Annotated in this window: 16 protein-coding genes; 8 read left to right on the top strand and 8 right to left on the bottom strand. The window is 66.9% G+C overall.

Translation table 11 applies throughout. From position 1 onward, the window contains the following. Positions 1-63: 63 nt before the first annotated feature. From dop to C6I20_RS06895, 5 genes are all read right to left on the bottom strand, one after another. Positions 64-1566, bottom strand: a complete 1503-nt coding sequence (dop, locus tag C6I20_RS06915) for a depupylase/deamidase Dop (RefSeq protein ID WP_118395286.1) — start codon at positions 1564-1566, stop codon at positions 64-66. Continuing rightward, positions 1563-2039, bottom strand: a complete 477-nt coding sequence (locus C6I20_RS06910) for a GNAT family N-acetyltransferase (RefSeq protein WP_254052281.1) — start codon at positions 2037-2039, stop codon at positions 1563-1565. The genes dop and C6I20_RS06910 overlap by 4 nt, the downstream gene beginning before the upstream one ends. Before the next feature lie 11 nt (positions 2040-2050). After that, positions 2051-3763 carry a proteasome ATPase gene (gene arc / locus C6I20_RS06905; protein WP_216823011.1) on the bottom strand — a complete coding sequence of 571 codons (1713 nt, stop codon included), beginning with the start codon at positions 3761-3763 and terminating at the stop codon, positions 2051-2053. A 122-nt stretch (positions 3764-3885) separates the two neighbouring features. Beyond that, positions 3886-4764, bottom strand: coding sequence for a tRNA (adenine-N1)-methyltransferase (locus tag C6I20_RS06900; protein WP_254052280.1), 879 nt, complete (start codon positions 4762-4764; stop codon positions 3886-3888). A gap of 8 nt (positions 4765-4772) precedes the next feature. After that, the gene (locus C6I20_RS06895; RefSeq protein ID WP_118395283.1) at positions 4773-5705 is read right to left on the bottom strand and encodes a site-2 protease family protein; all 933 of its coding nucleotides are present in this window, start codon (positions 5703-5705) and stop codon (positions 4773-4775) included. A 66-nt stretch (positions 5706-5771) separates the two neighbouring features. On the opposite strand from C6I20_RS06895, the gene C6I20_RS06890 reads away from it, so the two are divergent. After that, on the top strand, positions 5772-6629 hold the full coding sequence (locus C6I20_RS06890; protein WP_118395282.1) for a RecB family exonuclease: 858 nt from the start codon (positions 5772-5774) through the stop codon (positions 6627-6629). On the opposite strand, the gene C6I20_RS06885 is transcribed toward C6I20_RS06890, so the two are convergent. Continuing rightward, positions 6626-7267, bottom strand: a complete 642-nt coding sequence (locus C6I20_RS06885) for an HAD family phosphatase (protein ID WP_118395281.1) — start codon at positions 7265-7267, stop codon at positions 6626-6628. The two genes, C6I20_RS06890 and C6I20_RS06885, sit on opposite strands and share 4 nt — an antisense overlap. A 189-nt stretch (positions 7268-7456) precedes the next feature. Here C6I20_RS06885 and metH point away from each other — a divergent pair, with 189 nt between their 5' ends. From metH to C6I20_RS06865, 4 genes are all read left to right on the top strand, one after another. Beyond that, on the top strand, positions 7457-11257 hold the full coding sequence (gene metH, locus C6I20_RS06880; protein ID WP_162891173.1) for a methionine synthase: 3801 nt from the start codon (positions 7457-7459) through the stop codon (positions 11255-11257). A gap of 112 nt (positions 11258-11369) precedes the next feature. Beyond that, positions 11370-12221, top strand: a complete 852-nt coding sequence (locus C6I20_RS06875) for a PAC2 family protein (RefSeq protein ID WP_254052279.1) — start codon at positions 11370-11372, stop codon at positions 12219-12221. A 109-nt stretch (positions 12222-12330) separates the two neighbouring features. After that, positions 12331-12585 carry a hypothetical protein gene (locus C6I20_RS06870; protein WP_118395279.1) on the top strand — a complete coding sequence of 85 codons (255 nt, stop codon included), beginning with the start codon at positions 12331-12333 and terminating at the stop codon, positions 12583-12585. A 2-nt stretch (positions 12586-12587) separates the two neighbouring features. Continuing rightward, positions 12588-13469, top strand: coding sequence for an FHA domain-containing protein (locus C6I20_RS06865; RefSeq protein WP_216823010.1), 882 nt, complete (start codon positions 12588-12590; stop codon positions 13467-13469). A gap of 126 nt (positions 13470-13595) precedes the next feature. On the opposite strand, the gene mshC is transcribed toward C6I20_RS06865, so the two are convergent. After that, complete coding sequence (gene mshC, locus C6I20_RS06860) at positions 13596-14822, bottom strand: cysteine--1-D-myo-inosityl 2-amino-2-deoxy-alpha-D-glucopyranoside ligase (RefSeq protein WP_118395278.1); 1227 nt, start codon at positions 14820-14822, stop codon at positions 13596-13598. Between the two features lie 74 nt (positions 14823-14896). Between mshC and corA the strand changes: the two genes are divergently transcribed. After that, complete coding sequence (gene corA, locus C6I20_RS06855; protein ID WP_118395277.1) at positions 14897-15856, top strand: magnesium/cobalt transporter CorA; 960 nt, start codon at positions 14897-14899, stop codon at positions 15854-15856. Between the two features lie 6 nt (positions 15857-15862). On the opposite strand, the gene C6I20_RS06850 is transcribed toward corA, so the two are convergent. Beyond that, on the bottom strand, positions 15863-16696 hold the full coding sequence (locus tag C6I20_RS06850) for an undecaprenyl-diphosphate phosphatase (RefSeq protein ID WP_118395276.1): 834 nt from the start codon (positions 16694-16696) through the stop codon (positions 15863-15865). A gap of 48 nt (positions 16697-16744) precedes the next feature. Between C6I20_RS06850 and C6I20_RS06845 the strand changes: the two genes are divergently transcribed. Together C6I20_RS06845 and C6I20_RS06840 are read left to right on the top strand one after the other, a co-directional pair. After that, the gene (locus C6I20_RS06845; RefSeq protein ID WP_118395275.1) at positions 16745-17698 is read left to right on the top strand and encodes an aldo/keto reductase; all 954 of its coding nucleotides are present in this window, start codon (positions 16745-16747) and stop codon (positions 17696-17698) included. A gap of 11 nt (positions 17699-17709) precedes the next feature. Continuing rightward, positions 17710-17895, top strand: a complete 186-nt coding sequence (locus C6I20_RS06840) for a DUF5703 family protein (protein WP_118395274.1) — start codon at positions 17710-17712, stop codon at positions 17893-17895. The last annotated feature ends 2 nt before the right edge of the window (positions 17896-17897 follow it).

Below are 17897 nucleotides of genomic sequence, written 5' to 3'. Positions count from 1 at the left end.
ACCAGGTCCTTGAGCGAGTCGAAAGGGTGCAACGGGTTTCGACACGCTCCACCCAGCGACAGGTCAGCGGCCGGTGATCGCGGCGAACAGCTCACTCGCCGTCGCGCTGGACTCGAACAGCCCGCCGACGTGCTCGGCGGTGCCGCGCAAAGGTTCCATCGTGGGGATCCGTTGCAGCGAGTCCTGGCCTGGCAGGTCGAAGATCACCGAGTCCCACGAGGCGGCGGCGATGTCCTTGGAGAATCGGGCCAGGCACATGCCCCGGAAGTAAGCCCGGGTGTCCTGCGGAGGGTCGGTCACGGCGGCCGCGATCTGGTCCTCGGTCAGCAACCTGTCCATGCGACCCGTGCGGACGAGCTGGTGGTAGAGCCCCTTGTGCAGTCGGATGTCGTGATACTGCACATCGACCAGGTGCAGCTTGGCGTGCGACCAGTCAAGGCCGTCACGCTCGCGGTAGCGCTCGAGCAGGGCCAGCTTGGCGACCCAGTCGAGCTCACGGACGCACTCCATCGGATCGCGAGCCAGTCGCACCAGGACGTCCTCCCAACGGCGGAGGATGTCGTCGGTCTGCTCGTCCGAGCCCTCCTGGGCCACGAACTCCTTGGCGAGCTGGAGGTACTCCCCCTGCAGCTCCAGCGCCGTGACGGTGCGCCCGTCCTCGAGCTCGACCTTGTGCGTCAGCGTCGGGTCGCACGAGATGGCGTGCAGCGCGCGGACCGGCCTGATCAACGCGAGACTGCGCTGCAGGAAACCGGCCTCGATCATGGCCAGCACGAGCGAGGTCGTGCCGTGCTTGAGGTAGATCGCCGTTTCCGAGCAGTTCGCGTCACCGATGATGACGTGCAGGCGACGGTACTTCTTCGGATCGGCGTGCGGCTCGTCTCGCGTGTTGATGATCGGGCGCTTGAGCGTCGTCTCCAGGCCCACCCCGACCTCGAAGTAGTCGGCCCGCTGGCTGATCTGGAACGCGTCGACGCTGCCGTCCTGCTTCTGTCCCACCCGCCCGGCTCCGGTGAAGACCTGTCGGGTCACGAAGAATGGCGTGAGGTGCTCGACGATCTGGTCGAACGGGACGTCCCGACGCATCAGGTAGTTCTCATGGGAGCCGTAGGACGAGCCCTTGTTGTCGATGTTGTTCTTGTAGAGAACGATCGGCTGCGTGCCGGGGATCGTGGCCGCAAGCTCGGCACCCAGCCGCATGACGTTCTCCCCGGCCTTTTCCCACAGCACGACGTCGAGCGGGTTGGTGACCTCAGGGCTGGAGTACTCCGGGTGCGCATGGTCGACGTACAGCCGGGCGCCGTTGGTCAAGATGATGTTGGCCAGGCCCATGTCCTCGTCGGTGAGCTGCGAGGGGTCGGCAACCTCGCGGCTGAGGTCGAAGCCGCGGGCGTCGCGCAGTGGGTTCTCCTCCTCGAAGTCCCACCTGGCGCGCCGGGTGAGACCGTGCGCCGCGGCGTAGGAGTTGACCACGTGGGTCGAGGCCACCATGGGGTTGGCGTGCGGCTGTCCCTGCACAGCGATGCCGTACTCGACCTCGCTGCCCTGAACCCGCCTGACTGTCATGACGTGAGCCTATGCCCCGGCAGCACCTTGCCGAGGTGGACGCTGTCGTCGTAGTCCGCGTAGAAGCCGAACGAGGGGATGTCGACATAGCCCACGGATCGGTAGAGCGCGATCGCCTCGGGCTGGCCGAGCCCGGTCTCGAGGATCAACCGGGTGATGCCCACCGCGGCGGCGGTGCGCTCGAGCTCGGCCAGCACCAGGCGGGCGAGTCCACGGCGCTGAAAGGCCGGGCGGACGTACATCCGCTTGATCTCCGCGTCGTCGCCGTGCCGCCGCCAGCCGCCCATCGCGGCAGCAACGCCGTCGACGTGGACCAGGAAGAACCGGCCGCCGGGCCCGTCGAACTCTGACGTGTCGACCGGCGCGACGTCGCCCTCACCGCCGTAGCGCTGGACGTACTCCTGCTGGACCTCGGCCGTGAGCAGTTGCGCGTCGGCACTGTCGTAGGTGCCGACGCGCAGCTCGATGCTCACGTGTTGCAGGGTCAGAGGTACTGACCGGTGTTGGCCACCGTGTCGATCGAGCGGCCGGGCTCATTGCCGCTCTTGCCGGAGATGAGGGTGCGGATGAAGACGATGCGCTCACCCTTCTTGCCCGAGATCCGTGCCCAGTCGTCGGGGTTGGTCGTGTTGGGCAGGTCCTCGTTCTCCTTGAACTCGTCGAGGCACGCCTGCAGCATGTGCTGGATCCGCAGGCCGCGCTGGCCGCTCTCAAGGAGATCCTTGATCGCCATCTTCTTGGCTCGGTCGACGATGTTCTGGATCATTGCGCCGGAGTTGAAGTCCTTGAAGTACAGGACCTCCTTGTCGCCATTGGCGTACGTGACCTCGAGGAACTGGTTGTCCTCGGACTCGGTGTACATCCGCTCGACGGTGCGCTGAATCATGCCGGTCACGCAGGCCTGACGGTCGCCGTTCCACTCCCCCAGATCATCGGGGTGCAGCGGCAGCCCGGCAGTGAGGTACTTGCTGAAGATGTCGGTCGCCGACTCCGCGTCCGGACGCTCGATCTTGATCTTGACGTCGAGTCGGCCGGGCCGCAGGATCGCGGGGTCGATCATGTCCTCACGGTTGGACGCGCCGATCACGAGGACGTTCTCGAGTCCCTCGACGCCATCGATCTCGCTCAGCAGCTGCGGGACGATGGTGTTCTCGACATCGGAGGAGACCCCCGATCCGCGGGTGCGGAACAGGGAGTCCATCTCGTCGAAGAACACAATGACGGGGGTGCCCTCGCTGGCCTTCTCGCGAGCCCGCTGGAAGACCAGTCGGATGTGCCGTTCGGTCTCACCGACGTACTTGTTGAGCAGTTCGGGACCCTTGATGTTGAGGAAGAACGAACGCCCCTCCTCGCCGGTGCGCTCGGAGACCTTCTTGGCCAGCGACGCCGCAACAGCCTTGGCGATCATGGTCTTGCCGCAACCCGGCGGGCCGTAGAGCAGCACCCCCTTGGGCGGCTTGAGCTCGTGCTCGATGAAGATCTCGGGGTGCAGGTAGGGCAGCTCGACCGCGTCGCGGATCGACTCGATCTGGGCACGGAGACCGCCGATCGACTCGTAGTCGATGTCGGGGACCTCCTCGAGGACCAGGTCTTCGACCTCGCTCTTGGGGATGCGCTCGTAGACGTAGCCCGAGCGCGAGTCCAGCAGCAGCGAGTCGCCAGGCCGCAGCTTGATGCCATCGAGCGACTCGGCGAGCCGCACGATGCGCTCCTCGTCGGCATTGCCCATGACCAGGGCCCGCTCGTTGTCGGCCAGGATCTCCTTGAGCGAGACGACCTCGCCGGTGAGCTCGAAGTCCAGCGCCGTGACGACGTTCATCGCCTCGTTGAGGATGACCTCCTGGCCCTTGCGCAGGGCCAGCTTGTCGACCGCAGGACTGACGTTGACGCGCAGCTTGCGGCCACCGGTGAACACGTCGACGGACTCGTCGTCATTGCGCTGCAGGAACGTTCCGAAGCCGGTCGGCGGCTGAGCCAACCGGTCAACCTCTTCCTTGAGGGACACGATCTGGTCGCGCGCCTCGTGCAGCGTCGAGGTGAGCCGTTCGTTCTGCGAGCTCGTGGCGGACAACCGGGCCTCGAGCTCGGTCAGCCGCGAGTCGGTGGATCCTTCCGAGCCGAGTCGGCGGCGAAGATGCTCGACCTCCGCGCGCAAGTAGGCGATCTCCTGCTCGGAGCCGCTGCTTTGACTACTCATGCCGTTGTCCGTCATCAGCCACCTCACTACTCGTAGCACGACCCTACCTGCCTGTGTCACGTCTGGGACTCTCAACTCAGACACCCGCCAAGTGTCATTCCGGTGACGTTGCGGGAAGGTCGCTACTCGGTCTCGGAGCCAGCCGGCCGCGGTCCCTTGTAGTCAGGGCCGTACGCGCCCGGGGCGGGCCGACGGGACGTGCCCATCGACCGGTGACCGGGAGCCATCCGGCGGGCTGTGACGAGAAAGGCCGTATGACCGTTCATCTTGTGCTGCGGCCGTACCGAAAGACCCTCGAGGTGCCAGTCGCGCTCCAGCGTCTCCCACGCTCGCGGCTCGGTGAAGCCACCGTCGGCGCGCACGGTCTCGACGAACAGCGACAGCTGCGTCGTGGTGGCGACGTACGCGCAGATGATCCCGCCGGGCACGAGCCGCTCGGCGGCCAGGGGGATGCACGTCCAGGGGTCGACCATGTCGAGGATCAGCCGGTCGATCTCGGTCTCGGTCACGACGTCACGCACGTCACCGACGGTCAACGTCCAGCCGGGCAGGTCGGTGCCTGCCACCTGGTGGACGTTCTTGCGGACGTTGTCGGCGAACTCCTCGCGCAGCTCGTACGAACCCAGGGTGCCGGTCGGCCCGATCGCCCGCAGGAGATAGGACGTCAGGCTGCCCGAGCCCGCCCCCGCCTCGACGACGCGAGCGCCGGGATAGATGTCGGCCTGCGCGACGATCTGCGCAGCATCCTTGGGATAGATGATCGCGGCGCCGCGCGGCATCGACACGACGTACTCGAACAGCAGCGGCCGGAACACCTGGTAGGGCGCCTCGAGGGACGACTCGATCACGATGCCTTCAGGCTGGCCGATCATGTCGTCGTGCCGGATCTGGCCCTTCTTGGTGGAAAACTCCCGTCCGGTCTCGAGCTGCACGTTGTGCTTGCGGCCCTTGGGGTCGGTGAGTCGCACCCACTCCCCGGGTTGGAGGGGTCCACTGCGCATGAAAGAGGTCATCGTCGGCTCGATCTGTAGGCCTCGTCGACAGCGTGGGCGGTGAGTATGCCGTAGACGCTGCCGTCGGGTTCGGTCAGGACATAGCTTTCGGCAGGCATCGCCGCCATGGCGCGCAGGAGTGCGGCACCGTTGAGGTCTGCCGGCAGGTGAGGGATGCCGGCCGGTGGGATCTGGGACGTGTCCGCGAGAGCCCTCGCGACGAGGAGCTTGACCCGGGCGGCACGGCTGGCGTTGCGGAGCGCGTCACCGGCCCCCTGCCAGAGGAACCAGCCCACCAGCGCCGCGATCAGCAGGTCGATCGAGAAGTCGCGACCACTGCTGTCGCGGAGCAGGACGAGAGCGACGATCGCGATCGCAGTGAGGCGTCCAATCCAGGCAGCGACCCGGATACCGAGCTCCTCGCGACCCGTCAGCTGCCAGATGATGGCCCGGAACACCCGACCGCCGTCCAGCGGCAGGCCGGGGAGCATGTTGAAAATCGCGACAAGGATGTTGACCTGCGCCACGGCGTAGACGACGTCGGACGCCGTGCCGCTCAGGGAAGGCTCGATCGCGAAGCTCGCGCCGCCGATCGCGAGCGAGGCCAGTGGGCCGGCTATCGAGACCGCGAGCTCCTGCCACGGCGTGCGGCTCTCCCCCTCGATCAGGGTCTCGCCGCCGAGCAGGTGCAGCGTGACCGAGTGCACCCGCATGCCGAAGCGACGGGCCACGAGCACGTGGGCGATCTCGTGGATCAGCACCGAAACGTAGAGGCCCAGGACGAAGGCCGTCGCAATGACGTACGGATTGGAGTCGACCCGCCCATCGAACCGAGGAGCGAACAGCAGGACCAGGGCGGCGCCCATCAGCAGCAGTGACGGCTTGATCAAGAGGTCTACACCAACGACACGGCCGATGCGCCAGGTGCCGGGATGCGCGGGAGAACTCACCGAGTCAACCTATCGGGTAGCGCACCGTCGCCTGATGCGTCGGTGGGTCGAACTAGTGTGCTCCGCATGGACGACACCGCCGATCCGCAGATCATTCGCCGGTCGTTGTCGCCCAGCCGAGCCGGCGACTTCCAGAACTGTCCGTTGCTATATCGCTTCCGCACGATCGATCGGCTGCCCGAGTCTCCCGATCCGGCCATGGTGCGGGGCACGCTCGTGCATGCCGTCCTCGAGGACCTGTTCGACGAGGCATCCGCAGGGCGCACGCTGGATCGCGCCGTCGATCTGTTGCCCGGCGAGTGGGAGACGCTCCGCGCCGAGGAGCCGCGGCTCGCTGAGCTGTTCAGCGCCGGGCAGGCCGTCGAGGAGACCGCGTGGCTCGCATCGTGTGTCGACCTGCTCGGCACCTACTTCGGCATGGAGGACCCGCGCTACCTCGAGCCGGCCGCCCGCGAGGAGCGGGTGTCCTACGAGCTCGAGTCGGGCCTGACATTGTCCGGCATCATCGACCGCGTCGACGTGGCCCCGGACGGCCGCATCCGGGTGGTCGACTACAAGACCGGCCGCTCCCCCAGCCCCCGGTTCGAGGACAAGGCGATGTTCCAGATGCGGTTCTACGCGCTGGTCATCTGGCGGACCCGGGGTGTCCTGCCGACGCTGTTGCAGCTGATGTATCTCGGCGACGGCTCGTTCCTGACCTACGAGCCGGACGAGGACGAGCTGCTGGCGACCGAGCGCAAGATCGGGGCCTTGTGGTCGGCGATTGAACGGGCGATCGAGCTGCGCGACTTCCCGCCACGCAAGAGCGGTCTCTGTGCCTGGTGCGCGCACCAGAAACTGTGCCCGGAGTTCGGCGGGACTCCCCCCGCGCTCCCGCTGCTGGAGATCGTCGACATCGGCTCGCTGCGCGCCACGGCTCCCTAGGCGAACAGCTCTCGCAGGTCGTCCGGCGTCAGGCCGGCTAGGGTCGGGATCTGCACCCGCCGGTCGGCCTCCGGCACGTTGACGAAGTGCGGCACGACGATCACGTCACACCCCGCGGCATTGGCCGAGGCTGCGCCCGTGCCGGAGTCCTCGATCGCGAGGCACTGGCTGGCGTCGACACCCAGCAGCTCGGCTGCCAGGAGGTACGGGTCGGGGTGCGGCTTGGGTCGCGAGACGCTGTCGCCCGTGACGACGGCCTTGAACGGCAGCGAGGCCGCGACGATCTCCGCGATCGAGGTGTACGACATCGTGACCAGCGACTGGGGCACTCCCTCTGCCTCGAACGCCGCGATCATCTCGCGGGCACCAGGCCGCCAGTCGATGTGCTCGCCGAGCGCAGCAGTGAGCCGACCCACGAGAAAGGCGACGATCTCCTCGGGAGTCATCGAGCTCTCGAGCTTGTCGCGGATGTACCGACCCGAGGTGAGCAAGGAGTTGCCGACCAGCGCGAGCCCGTCCTCCTCGGTCCAGATCTTGCCGTGCTCCTCGGCCAATGTGTGCTCGGCGGCCATCCAGAGCGGCTCGGTGTCGACGATGGTGCCGTCGAGGTCCCACAGGACGGCGGCGTATGCGGTCACCGGTCAACCGTAGTCGAGCCGTGACTTGTGGCCACTTCGACGCGTTGTCCATATGGCGCGAGGCTCCCGACCGACCTTGCCGTCCGTGAGATACTGATATCCGAGTTCGGGACTCCCGAGGCCCAGGCGAGCCCGCCGCCGGCTGGAGATCCCCAGCATTCCTGCCGATCGCACTTCCGAGGATTGCTTGTGTCCGACACCCAGAACCTTCGTCCTGACGCCACGTCCGCCCTGACCGAGATGCTGCAGAGCCGCATCATGGTCCTGGACGGCGCGATGGGCACTGCGATCCAGCGGGACAGACCCGACGAGGCCGGCTATCGCGGCGAGCGGTTTGCCGACTGGCCGTCGGACGTCCAGGGCAACAACGACCTGCTGTCGCTGACGCAGCCTGAGATCATCGCCGCGATCCACCGCGAGTATCTCGAAGCCGGCGCCGACATGATCGAGACCAACACCTTCAACGCGACGACGATGTCGCTGAGCGACTACGGCATGGAGGAACTGGCGTACGAGCTCAACTTCGAGTCGGCGCGCCTGGCGCGGCACGAGTGCGACGCCATGACCGAGCGCACCCCTGACAAGCCGCGTTACGTCGTCGGCGCGATTGGCCCCACGAGTCGAACCGCTTCGATCTCACCCGATGTCAACGACCCGGGCGCCCGGAACGTGACCTTCGACCAGCTCGTCACGGCCTACCTCGAGCAGGCCAACGGCCTGGTCGACGGCGGCTCGGACGTCCTGATGATCGAGACGATTTTCGACACGCTCAACGCCAAGGCGGCGATCTTCGCGCTCGAGACCCTCTTCGAGCAGCGCGACCGACGCTGGCCCGTCATCATCTCCGGCACGATCACCGACGCCTCCGGACGCACACTGTCCGGTCAGGTGTCCGAAGCCTTCTGGCACTCCGTGCGCCACGCGAAGCCGCTGCTCGTCGGGCTCAACTGCGCTCTGGGTGCCAAGGAGATGCGTCCCTACATCGCCGAGATCTCGCGGGTCGCCGACACCTTCGTGTCCTGCTATCCCAACGCGGGCCTGCCGAATGCCTTCGGCGAGTACGACGAGGCCCCGGACGAGACCTCGGCCATCGTCGCGGAGTTCGCCGAGAGCGGCTTCGTCAACCTCGTCGGCGGGTGCTGCGGCACGACGCCGGCGCACATCGCGTCGATCGCGCGCGACGTGGCGGGTCTGGTCCCCCGCACGCTTCCGGAGACCACCCCAGCACTGCGGCTTTCGGGGCTGGAGCCGGTCACGGTCGTCGAGGACACCCTGTTCGTCAACGTCGGTGAGCGCACCAACATCACCGGATCGGCTCGCTTCCGCAACCTGATCAAGGCCGGCGACTACACGACCGCGCTGGCCGTGGCACGTCAGCAGGTCGAGGCCGGCGCCCAGGTCATCGACGTCAACATGGACGAGGGCATGATCGACGGCATCGAGGCGATGGACCGCTTCATGAAGCTCGTCGCGACGGAGCCCGACATCTGCCGGGTGCCGACCATGATCGACTCCTCGAAGTGGGACGTCATCGAGGCCGGGCTCAAGTGCGTCCAGGGCAAGTCGATCGTCAACTCGATCTCCCTCAAGGAGGGCGAGGAGAAGTTCGTCCGCGAGGCCCGGCTGTGCCGCAAGTACGGTGCCGCGGTCGTCGTGATGGCCTTCGACGAGGACGGCCAGGCCGACAACCTCCAGCGCCGCAAGGAGATCTGCCGCCGGGCGTACGACATCCTGGTCGACCAGGTCGGCTTCCCAGCCGAGGACATCATCTTCGACCCCAACTGCTTCGCTGTCGCGACCGGTATCGAGGAGCACGCCAACTACGGCCTGGACTACATCGAGGCGACCCGGTGGATCAAGGAGAACTTGCCCGGAGCGCTGGTCTCCGGTGGTGTTTCCAACGTGTCGTTCTCGTTCCGAGGGAACAACCCCGTACGCGAGGCGATCCACGCGGTCTTCCTCTACCACGCGATCTCGGCCGGGATGGACATGGGAATCGTCAACGCCGGAGCCCTGGAGGTCTACGACCAGGTCCCCGAGATCCTGCGGGACCGGATTGAGGACGTCATCCTCAACCGCCGCGCCGACTCGACCGAGCGGTTGCTCGAGATCGCCGCAGACTTCGCCGGCGACGGTTCGGTCAAGGAGGTCGCGACCGAGGAGTGGCGCTCGCTGCCCGTGACCGAACGCATCACACACGCGCTGGTCAAGGGCATCGATGAGTTCGCCGAGTCCGACACCGAAGAGCTGCGGCAGATCATCTCCGACCGTGGTGGACGGCCCATCGAGGTCATCGAGGGCCCGCTGATGGACGGCATGAACGTCGTGGGCGACCTGTTCGGTGACGGCAAGATGTTCCTCCCTCAGGTCGTGAAGTCGGCCCGTGTCATGAAGAAGGCCGTCGCCTACCTGCTGCCGTTCATCGAGGCGGAGAAGCAGCCCGGTGACGCCGAGCGCAGCAACGGCAAGGTCGTCATGGCGACGGTCAAGGGCGACGTCCACGACATCGGCAAGAACATCGTCGGCGTCGTGCTGCAGTGCAACAACTACGACGTCGTCGATCTGGGCGTCATGGTTCCCGCGCAGAAGATCCTCGACGCCGCCAAGGCAGAGGGTGCGGACGTCATCGGCCTGTCGGGCCTGATCACGCCGTCCCTCGACGAGATGGTCAACTTCGCCGTCGAGATGGAACGTCAGGGCTTCGAGATCCCGCTGATGATCGGCGGGGCGACGACCTCCCGCGCGCACACCGCGGTCAAGGTCGCCCAGAAGTATCACGGTCCCGTCATCTGGGTGAAGGATGCATCGAGGTCCGTCCCGGTCGTCGCCGCGTTGCTGTCGGACGAGCAGCGACCCAAGCTGCTTGCCGACACCCTGGAGGACTACGCCGCGCTGCGAGAGCGTCACGCGGCCCGCCAGGACACTCGTACGCTGTTGACGATCGCCGCCGCACGTGCGCAGCGCACCCCGATCGAGTGGTCCGACTACCAGCCGCCACGGCCGCGGATGCTGCTGCAGCAGGCGAGGGACCTCTGCTCGGGGCCCAGTTGCGACCACCGGCACGGCGCCGCCACGCAGTTCGTCAAGACCTTCAAGGACTACTCGCTCGAGGAGCTCCGCGGCTACATCGACTGGCAGCCATTCTTCAGCTCGTGGGAGATGAAGGGACGTTTCCCTGACATCCTGAACAGCCCGACGTACGGCGAGACAGCGCGCAAGCTCTACGAAGATGCACAGGTCATGCTGGATCGCCTGATCGACGAGAAGTGGATCCAGGCCAACGGTGTATTCGGCCTGTTCCCGGCCAGCCAGGTCGGCGGCGACGACATCGAGGTCTACACCGACGAGACACGCAGCGAGGTCAAGACTGTCCTGCACCAGCTCCGCCAGCAGGGGGAGGGACGCGAGGGCACGGCCCGCAAGTCGCTCGCGGACTTCGTGGCGCCCAAGGAGACCGGACTGCACGACTACGTCGGTGCCTTCGCCGTCACGGCAGGCACCGGCATCACCGACCGCATCCTGCAGTTCAAGAAGGAGCTCGACGACTACAGCGCGATCCTGCTGGAGTCCCTCGCGGACCGACTCGCCGAGGCCTTCGCCGAGCGCATGCACGAGCGGGTACGCAAGGAGTTCTGGGCGCACTCCCCCAACGAGACGTTCAGCAGTGAAGACCTCATCAAGGAGAAGTACGACGGCATCCGTCCGGCCCCGGGCTATCCGGCCTGCCCCGAGCACACCGAGAAGAGCACGATCTGGGAGCTGCTGGACGTCGAGGCCAACACCGGCATCCAGCTGACCGAGAGCATGGCGATGTGGCCCGGCGCTTCGGTCAGCGGCCTGTACTTCTCACACCCGCAGTCGCAGTACTTCGTGCTGGGCCGAGTCGGCCGCGACCAGGTCGAGGACTATGCCGAGCGGAAGGGCTGGTCGGTCGACGAGGCCGAGAGGTGGCTGTCACCGAACCTCGGGTACCGGACCGAGAACGAGTAGCCCGGGTGCGGCTCCTCCGTCGCCGCTCACTTCCGCTGGTTGCTGGCGCTCGACCCGAGCCCCTGGCCGGGCTTCGCCCTCCCCCGGGGGAGGTGGCGGTTAGGGTGATCGGGTGACTTCTGGCTCTGACGTTCCGCAGCTGCGCGACCCCTGGATGGTTGCCGCGTTCGAGGGCTGGAACGATGCGGCGGACGCGGCTTCGGGCACGGTCGACCACCTGATCGACGAGTGGGACGCCGAGCTCCTGATCGAGCTCGACCCCGAGGACTACTACGACTTCCAGATGCACCGACCCCAGGTCCACAACCACGAGGACGGCGATCGGGTCATCACCTGGCCGGCGCCGAAGATCTTCCATGCGCGCCCGCGCCGTAGCGATCGCGACGTCCTCCTCCTGCGGGCCCCCGAGCCGAACTTCCACTGGAAGGCGTTCTGCTCCACAGTCCTGGGAGTTGCCAAGCTCGCCGGGGTGACCGAGCTCATCACCCTCGGTGCTCTGCTCGCCGACTCCCCACACACCCGACCCGTGCCGGTCAGCGGATCGACCACGGACCCGGTCCTGATGCGGCGGATGTCGCTGCTGCCCTCGACGTACTCCGGACCAGTCGGAATCACCTCGATCCTCAACGAGATGGCATCACACGAGGGCATTGCAGCGGCATCCCTGTGGGCCGCGGTCCCGCACTACATCGCCGAACCCCCGTGTCCCAAGGCCACGCTGGCCCTCCTGGGCGCGATCGAGGACGCCATGGGTCTGCCGCTCCCCCAAGGCGTGCTGGTCGAGATGACCGATGCGTGGCAACGCGGTGCCGAAGACCTGACCTCGCGTGACGAGGAGATCGCCGAGTACGTCGAAGCGTTGGAGAAAGAGCGCGACACCAGCGACCTGCCCGAAGCTTCCGGGGACGCGATCGCCCGCGAGTTCGAGCGCTATCTGCGCCGGCGCACCGACGAGTCTGAGTAGACCCGCGACGAACCTCCTCCGCCCGGTGCGATTGAGGTTGCGGTTGGGAGCGCGCGTGTCATTCTCAAGACAGAGGTGGAACTGCCACCGCAGACCCTGGAGGTCCGACATGACGACACCTGACGACGCGGCGATGCGCCCCACGATCCAGCCGGTGACCGACTGGTCGGACCTCGGCCGTGAGGTCTGGGACTACCTCACCGGCAAGGGCGCTGCGGTCAGCTACGAATTCATCGACATGGCTGTCGAGGTTCCTCGAGACACCGGAGCCGACGCGCCCCGTGCGATCTGGAAGCTCGACGGCACGCTGCGCATCACGACCAGCGACGACGAGCTGGCCGGCTCCGACCAGCACCGGGAGTAGCGGTGGCCGCGGTGGTGCACCTCACCGCCGACCTGACCTTTGACGTCCTCGTCCCGCCCGACGGCGCTAGGCAGGGCGGGCACCTGCAAGGAACGGTGACCGCGCGCGGCAACAAGATCGCGATCAGCAGCGACGACATCCTCGCGGTCGTCGGTCAGCCATCGCGGGCGGAGGTCCGACGGCTGGCGGCGGCGCTCGCGGGCTTGGGACTCGCGGTCGAGATCTCGGGACCCACCGGTGTGATTGTCGTCCTCGGCGATGTCAGGCCGAGCTCACTGCACCGGCTGGTGACACGCTCGCGATATATGCGGCTGGGACGTTGGAGCCAGGCACTCGTCGCCGGGTGGGCACGCCGACCGACTCACGCCGGGGTCGAGCTGACATCAGCAGGTCTGCCGCCCGGCACTCCGTGGCCGCCCCTGCCGACTGTTCGCGGCCTTCCCCGCATCGTGACGACGACGCACGACCCTGCCGGTGGCGGCAATCCTCGTCTGTACATCGCCGACGCCTCAGATCCCGACATGCCCCAGGTCCTGGGGGTCTACCCCCTGTCGGCCAGCGGAACCACGATCGGCAGCGGCGACGACGTCGACCTGCGTCTCGACGGGACCGACGCGCTGCAGGCCGAGATCATCCGGACCGACGACGACGAGTACGTGCTGGTGGCAAGGAGCCCACACATCCGGAGCACAGTCGCGGGCCAACAACTACCGCGACAGCTCCTGCGCACAGGTGCCAGGATCCAGCTGGGTCACTGGCGCCTGTCCTATGTCAGAGACGAGTACGCGGACCACGGGCGGCCCTACGGAGGACGAATCGGTGGGGAGCTCGGCCATCAGCGCACCCAGCCGCGGCCCGCCAACCGACCTGGACCGGGCTTCTAGGACCTCCCGCCACGCTGGTTCACCGGCCCGCTCAGAGGTTGCAGAGTGCGGTGTCCGAGTGCTTCAGACACCGATCAGCGTCACGCTCGAGGAGTGGCCCGCGCTCCTCGCCGGGATGCAGGACGACTAGAGCTTGACGCCGAGCAGCGTGTCGATCGCCGTGCGCACGGTGCGGCCGGCCTGCGGATCGGCAGCCGAGTCATCTGCGGCCCACGCGTCGATCGCGTCCAGAGCCGACGGTGCGTCGAGATCGTTGGTCATGGCAGTCCGGATCACCGTGACGAGGTCAGGCCCGGACGGCGCGACCGTCCGGCTCACCGCGGCTCGCCAGACAGCAAGCCGCTTCTCGGCCGCTGTGATTTCCTCACCGAACCACTCCCAGTCGCTGCGGTAGTGGTGTGCGAGCAGCGCCAGCCGGATCGCCATGGGATCGTGGCCAGCAGCGCGGAGCTTGGAGACGAGCACCAGGTTGCCCTTGGACTTGGACATCTTTTCGCCCTCGAAGCCCACCATGCCGGCGTGGACATATGACTGGGCGAAAGGTTCGTGCGTCGCGACGGTTGCCTCTGAGGCGGACATCTCGTGGTGCGGGAAGACCAAGTCGGAACCGCCACCCTGCACGTCGAAGTCCGTGCCGAGGTGCTCAAGCGCGATGGCAGCGCACTCGACGTGCCAGCCCGGGCGTCCCTTGCCGAGGCGGGTCTCCCACGAAGGCTCGCCCGGTCGTTCGGCCTGCCACAGCAGACAGTCCAGCGGATGCTTCTTTCCGGGCCGATCCGGGTCTCCTCCGCGCTCCGGGAAGATCCGCAGCATCTGCTCCTCAGTGAGGCCGGAGACCGCCCCGAAACCCGCATCGGCGTGGACGTCGAAGTACAGGTCTTCGTCGACCCGATAGACCGAGCCGGCCTGGTCAAGCCGGTCGATCAGGCCGACCACGAGATCGATGGTTTCGACCGCACCGACGTAGTTGGCTGGCGGGATGATGCGCAGCGCCGTCATGTCTTCGCGGAACAGCTCAATCTCACGCGCGGCCAGGTCCATCCAGTCGACGCCGGTAGCCAGAGCCCGCTCGAGCAGTGGGTCATCGACATCCGTGACGTTCTGGGTGTAGTCGACGTCCAGCCCGTGGTCACGCCACGCCCGCTGCAGCAGGTCGAAAGCGAGGTACGTCGCGGCGTGCCCCATGTGGGTGGCGTCGTACGGCGTGATGCCACAGACGTAGAGGCGTGCGGTCTCGGCCGGGTCGCTGGGCCGCAGGTCGCGGGTTGCGGTGTCGTGGACACGCACGACAGGACCCACACCGAGCCCGAGCTCCGCGAGGGACGGGACATCAGGACTCGACCAGCTACGCATGAGCCGAGCGTATCGGGAGGTCGGTTGCGGCCAGTCTGCGGCGTCGTCTGCGTTGTCAGGGGCAGAATGACGTCGTGATCATCGACTGTGCGGTCTACCGCGACGGTGTCCGGGAGGACACGGCCCACGACACCGACTCGCTCGACGCGGCGCTCGCCGGTCTGGGCGAGGACGACTTCGTCTGGGTCGGCATCGGCAACCCCACGAAGGACGAGCTGCACCGGGTCGCCGAGTCGCTGTCCCTGCATCCGCTGGCAGTCGAGGACGCCCTTGAAGCCCATCAGCGCCCCAAGGTCGAGCAGTACCAGGACCACCTGTTCATGTCGATCCGCACGGTCTCCTACAGCGATGACGACATCACGACGCACGAGGTCAACATCTTCCTCGGGAGCAACTTCCTGCTGACCGTCCGGCACGGTGGACCATCGCTCAAGGAGGCCCGCCGGGCGGCCGAGGCGATGATCGAGCCGTTGTCGCACGGGCCCACTGCCGCGCTGTACGCCGTGGTCGACAGCATCGTGGACCACTACGAGAACGTCGCCGCCGAGCTCGAGGTCGATGTGCAGGAGGTCGAGACGTCGGTGTTCTCGACCGAGCGATCCAACGACTCGTCCCGGATCTATCGGCTCAAACGCGAGACCCTGGAGTTCCGGCGGGCCGTGCTGCCGCTCAAGGAGCCCATCATGCGATTCGCACACGGCTCGATGCCGGAGGACTCCCGGCCATACTTCCGCGACATCGGCGACCACCTGACCCGCGCCGCCGAGGCCATCGACTCGATCGACCATCTGCTGGACAACGCACTGCAGGCGCACCTGGCCCAGCTGAGCGTCCAGCAGAACGAGGACATGCGCAAGTTGACAGCAGGAGCGACGATATTCGCCGTCCCGACCGCGATCGCCGGCATCTACGGCATGAACTTCGCGCACATGCCCGAGCTGACCTGGACGTACGGCTATCCGGCCTGCCTCACCGTGATCGGCGGGCTGTGCCTGTACATCTACTACCGGTTCAAACGTTCCGGCTGGCTGTAGGAGTGGTCAGCCGACGGTTGTGCCAGCGGTGATGACACCCGCGCCGACCAGCACCAGGACGATCGCCCCGAGGCCTACCCGGTAGATCACGAACGGCGTGTAGGAGTGCGTGCTGACGTACTTGAGCAGCCAGTGGATGACAGCGAGGCCGACGACAAACGACACTACCGTGCCGACGATGGTCGGGCCGGTGCCGTACGCGTTGTCGCCACCGATGTCCTTGAGCTTGTAGAGGCCCGCGCCGACGACGGCGGGGATCGCGAGCAGGAATGCGTAGCGGGTGGCCGCGGCACGCTCGTAGCCGAGGAAAAGGCCCATGCTGATGGTTGCGCCGGAACGCGAGACACCCGGCACGAGCGCACCAGCCTGCGCCAGACCGAGCAAGATCGCGTGCTTCATGGTCAGATCGGCAATGGGGCTGGTCTTGCGGCCCACCCGCTCGGCGATCCCGAGCACCACTCCCAGCACGATTAGGGTCGTGCCGATGACCCACAGGTTGCGGAACTCGCGGTCGATGGCGTCCTGCAGCAGGAGGCCGAATGCGACGATCGGCAGCGAGCCGATGATGACGAACCAGCCCATCCGCCACTCCGGCTCCGAGCGGGCCGCGCGGGAGAACACGCCGCGCACCCACCCAGACCCGATCGTCCAGATGTCCTTCCAGAAGTACAGAAGTACTGCCAGCTCAGTGCCGATCTGGATGACCGCGGTGTAGGCGGCCCCCGGATCCTCCCAACCGAAGAACTTGGGGAAGATCGCCAGATGGGCGCTGCTGGAGATCGGGAGGAACTCGGTCAGGCCCTGCACGACGCCAAGGATCACGGCACGAAGAAAATCCACTGTGCGAGCCTACCCGCCGGTCTTCGGTCGTCCGACTAGCCTTGCGCCATGCAGTATCGCCGTGTCGGTCACTCGGGGCTGGAGGTCTCTCGACTCGCGCTCGGCACGATGACGTGGGGATCGACGGTCGACGCCTACGAGGCTGAGGAGCAGCTTGCAACTTTCCTCGACGCAGGCGGCACGATGGTCGACACCGCCCCGATCTACGGTGAGGGCGCCTGCGAAGAGCTCCTCGGAACGTTGATCGCCAAGGCCGGAGTGCGTGAACACATCGTGCTGGCCGGCAAGGCCGGATTCGTCCGTCGCGCTGACGGTGTCATCCGTGACGGCTCGCGCGGGACCCTGCTGGACCAGCTCGACCAGTCGCTGCGTCACTTCGGCACGGATCATCTCGACGTGTGGCAGGTACACACGTGGGATCCGCACACGCCGATCGAGGAGACCCTCGGTGCCCTCGAGCACGCGGTACGCACCGGCCGGACCCGCTACGTCGGCATCTCGAACTTCACTGCCTGGCAGTCCGCGCTCGCGCAGACCTGGTTGCGCGGCCGCGCCGATGCCCTCCCCCTGATCAGCACCCAGGTCGAGTACTCACTGGTCCAGCGCGAGCCCGAGGACCAGCAGATCCCCGCAGCACAGCATCTGGGCCTCGGCGTCCTCGCCTGGTCCCCATTGGGTCGGGGCGTGCTGACCGGCAAGTACCGCAGCGGCGTCCCGGTCGACTCGCGCGCCGCTGATCCCGCGTGGACGGACTTCGTGTCGCCCCACCTCACACCGGGCAAGGCCGCCGTGGTGGAGGCATTGGCCCGCGCTTCGGAGGGTCTCGGCGTCACGATCGCGCATGTGGCTCTGGCGTGGCTGCTCGGCCGGCCGCAGGTCTCCGCCGCAATCGTCGGTGCCCGCACGACCTCCCAGCTCCAGGAGAACCTCGCTTCGGAAGATCTCGACCTGCCGGCCGAGATAGTCCAGGCGCTCGACGATGTCTCAGGCGGCGCTCGATGAGAGGCGAATCGATGATCGAGTACGAGTTCTGGAAGCTCACGATCGACCGCACCAAGTCGCGGACGGCCGTGTGCCGCATGTTAACCGATGCGGCGGAGTACCAGGGCTGGGAGCTCGACCGACTGCGCAGGGATGGGACGGGGCAGCGCACTGTCGTCCTGCGCCGAAAGATCATCCGGATGCGCAGCACCCTGTAGCG

The organism is Aeromicrobium sp. A1-2, from assembly GCF_003443875.1.
GTDB lineage: Bacteria > Actinomycetota > Actinomycetes > Propionibacteriales > Nocardioidaceae > Aeromicrobium.
This window is presented reverse-complemented; position numbering and strand designations above follow the sequence as displayed.

Bases quoted from the DNA above. Each gene is read 5' to 3' on its own strand.
- C6I20_RS06890 (WP_118395282.1), top strand. From the start codon at position 5,772: ATGGACGACACCGCCGATCCGCAGATCATTCGCCGGTCGTTGTCGCCC.
- dop (WP_118395286.1), bottom strand. From the start codon at position 1,566: ATGACAGTCAGGCGGGTTCAGGGCAGCGAGGTCGAGTACGGCATCGCT.
- C6I20_RS06900 (WP_254052280.1), bottom strand. From the start codon at position 4,764: ATGCGCAGTGGACCCCTCCAACCCGGGGAGTGGGTGCGACTCACCGAC.
- arc (WP_216823011.1), bottom strand. From the start codon at position 3,763: ATGAGTAGTCAAAGCAGCGGCTCCGAGCAGGAGATCGCCTACTTGCGC.
- C6I20_RS06870 (WP_118395279.1), top strand. From the start codon at position 12,331: ATGACGACACCTGACGACGCGGCGATGCGCCCCACGATCCAGCCGGTG.
- C6I20_RS06840 (WP_118395274.1), top strand. From the start codon at position 17,710: ATGATCGAGTACGAGTTCTGGAAGCTCACGATCGACCGCACCAAGTCG.
- C6I20_RS06845 (WP_118395275.1), top strand. From the start codon at position 16,745: ATGCAGTATCGCCGTGTCGGTCACTCGGGGCTGGAGGTCTCTCGACTC.
- mshC (WP_118395278.1), bottom strand. From the start codon at position 14,822: ATGCGTAGCTGGTCGAGTCCTGATGTCCCGTCCCTCGCGGAGCTCGGG.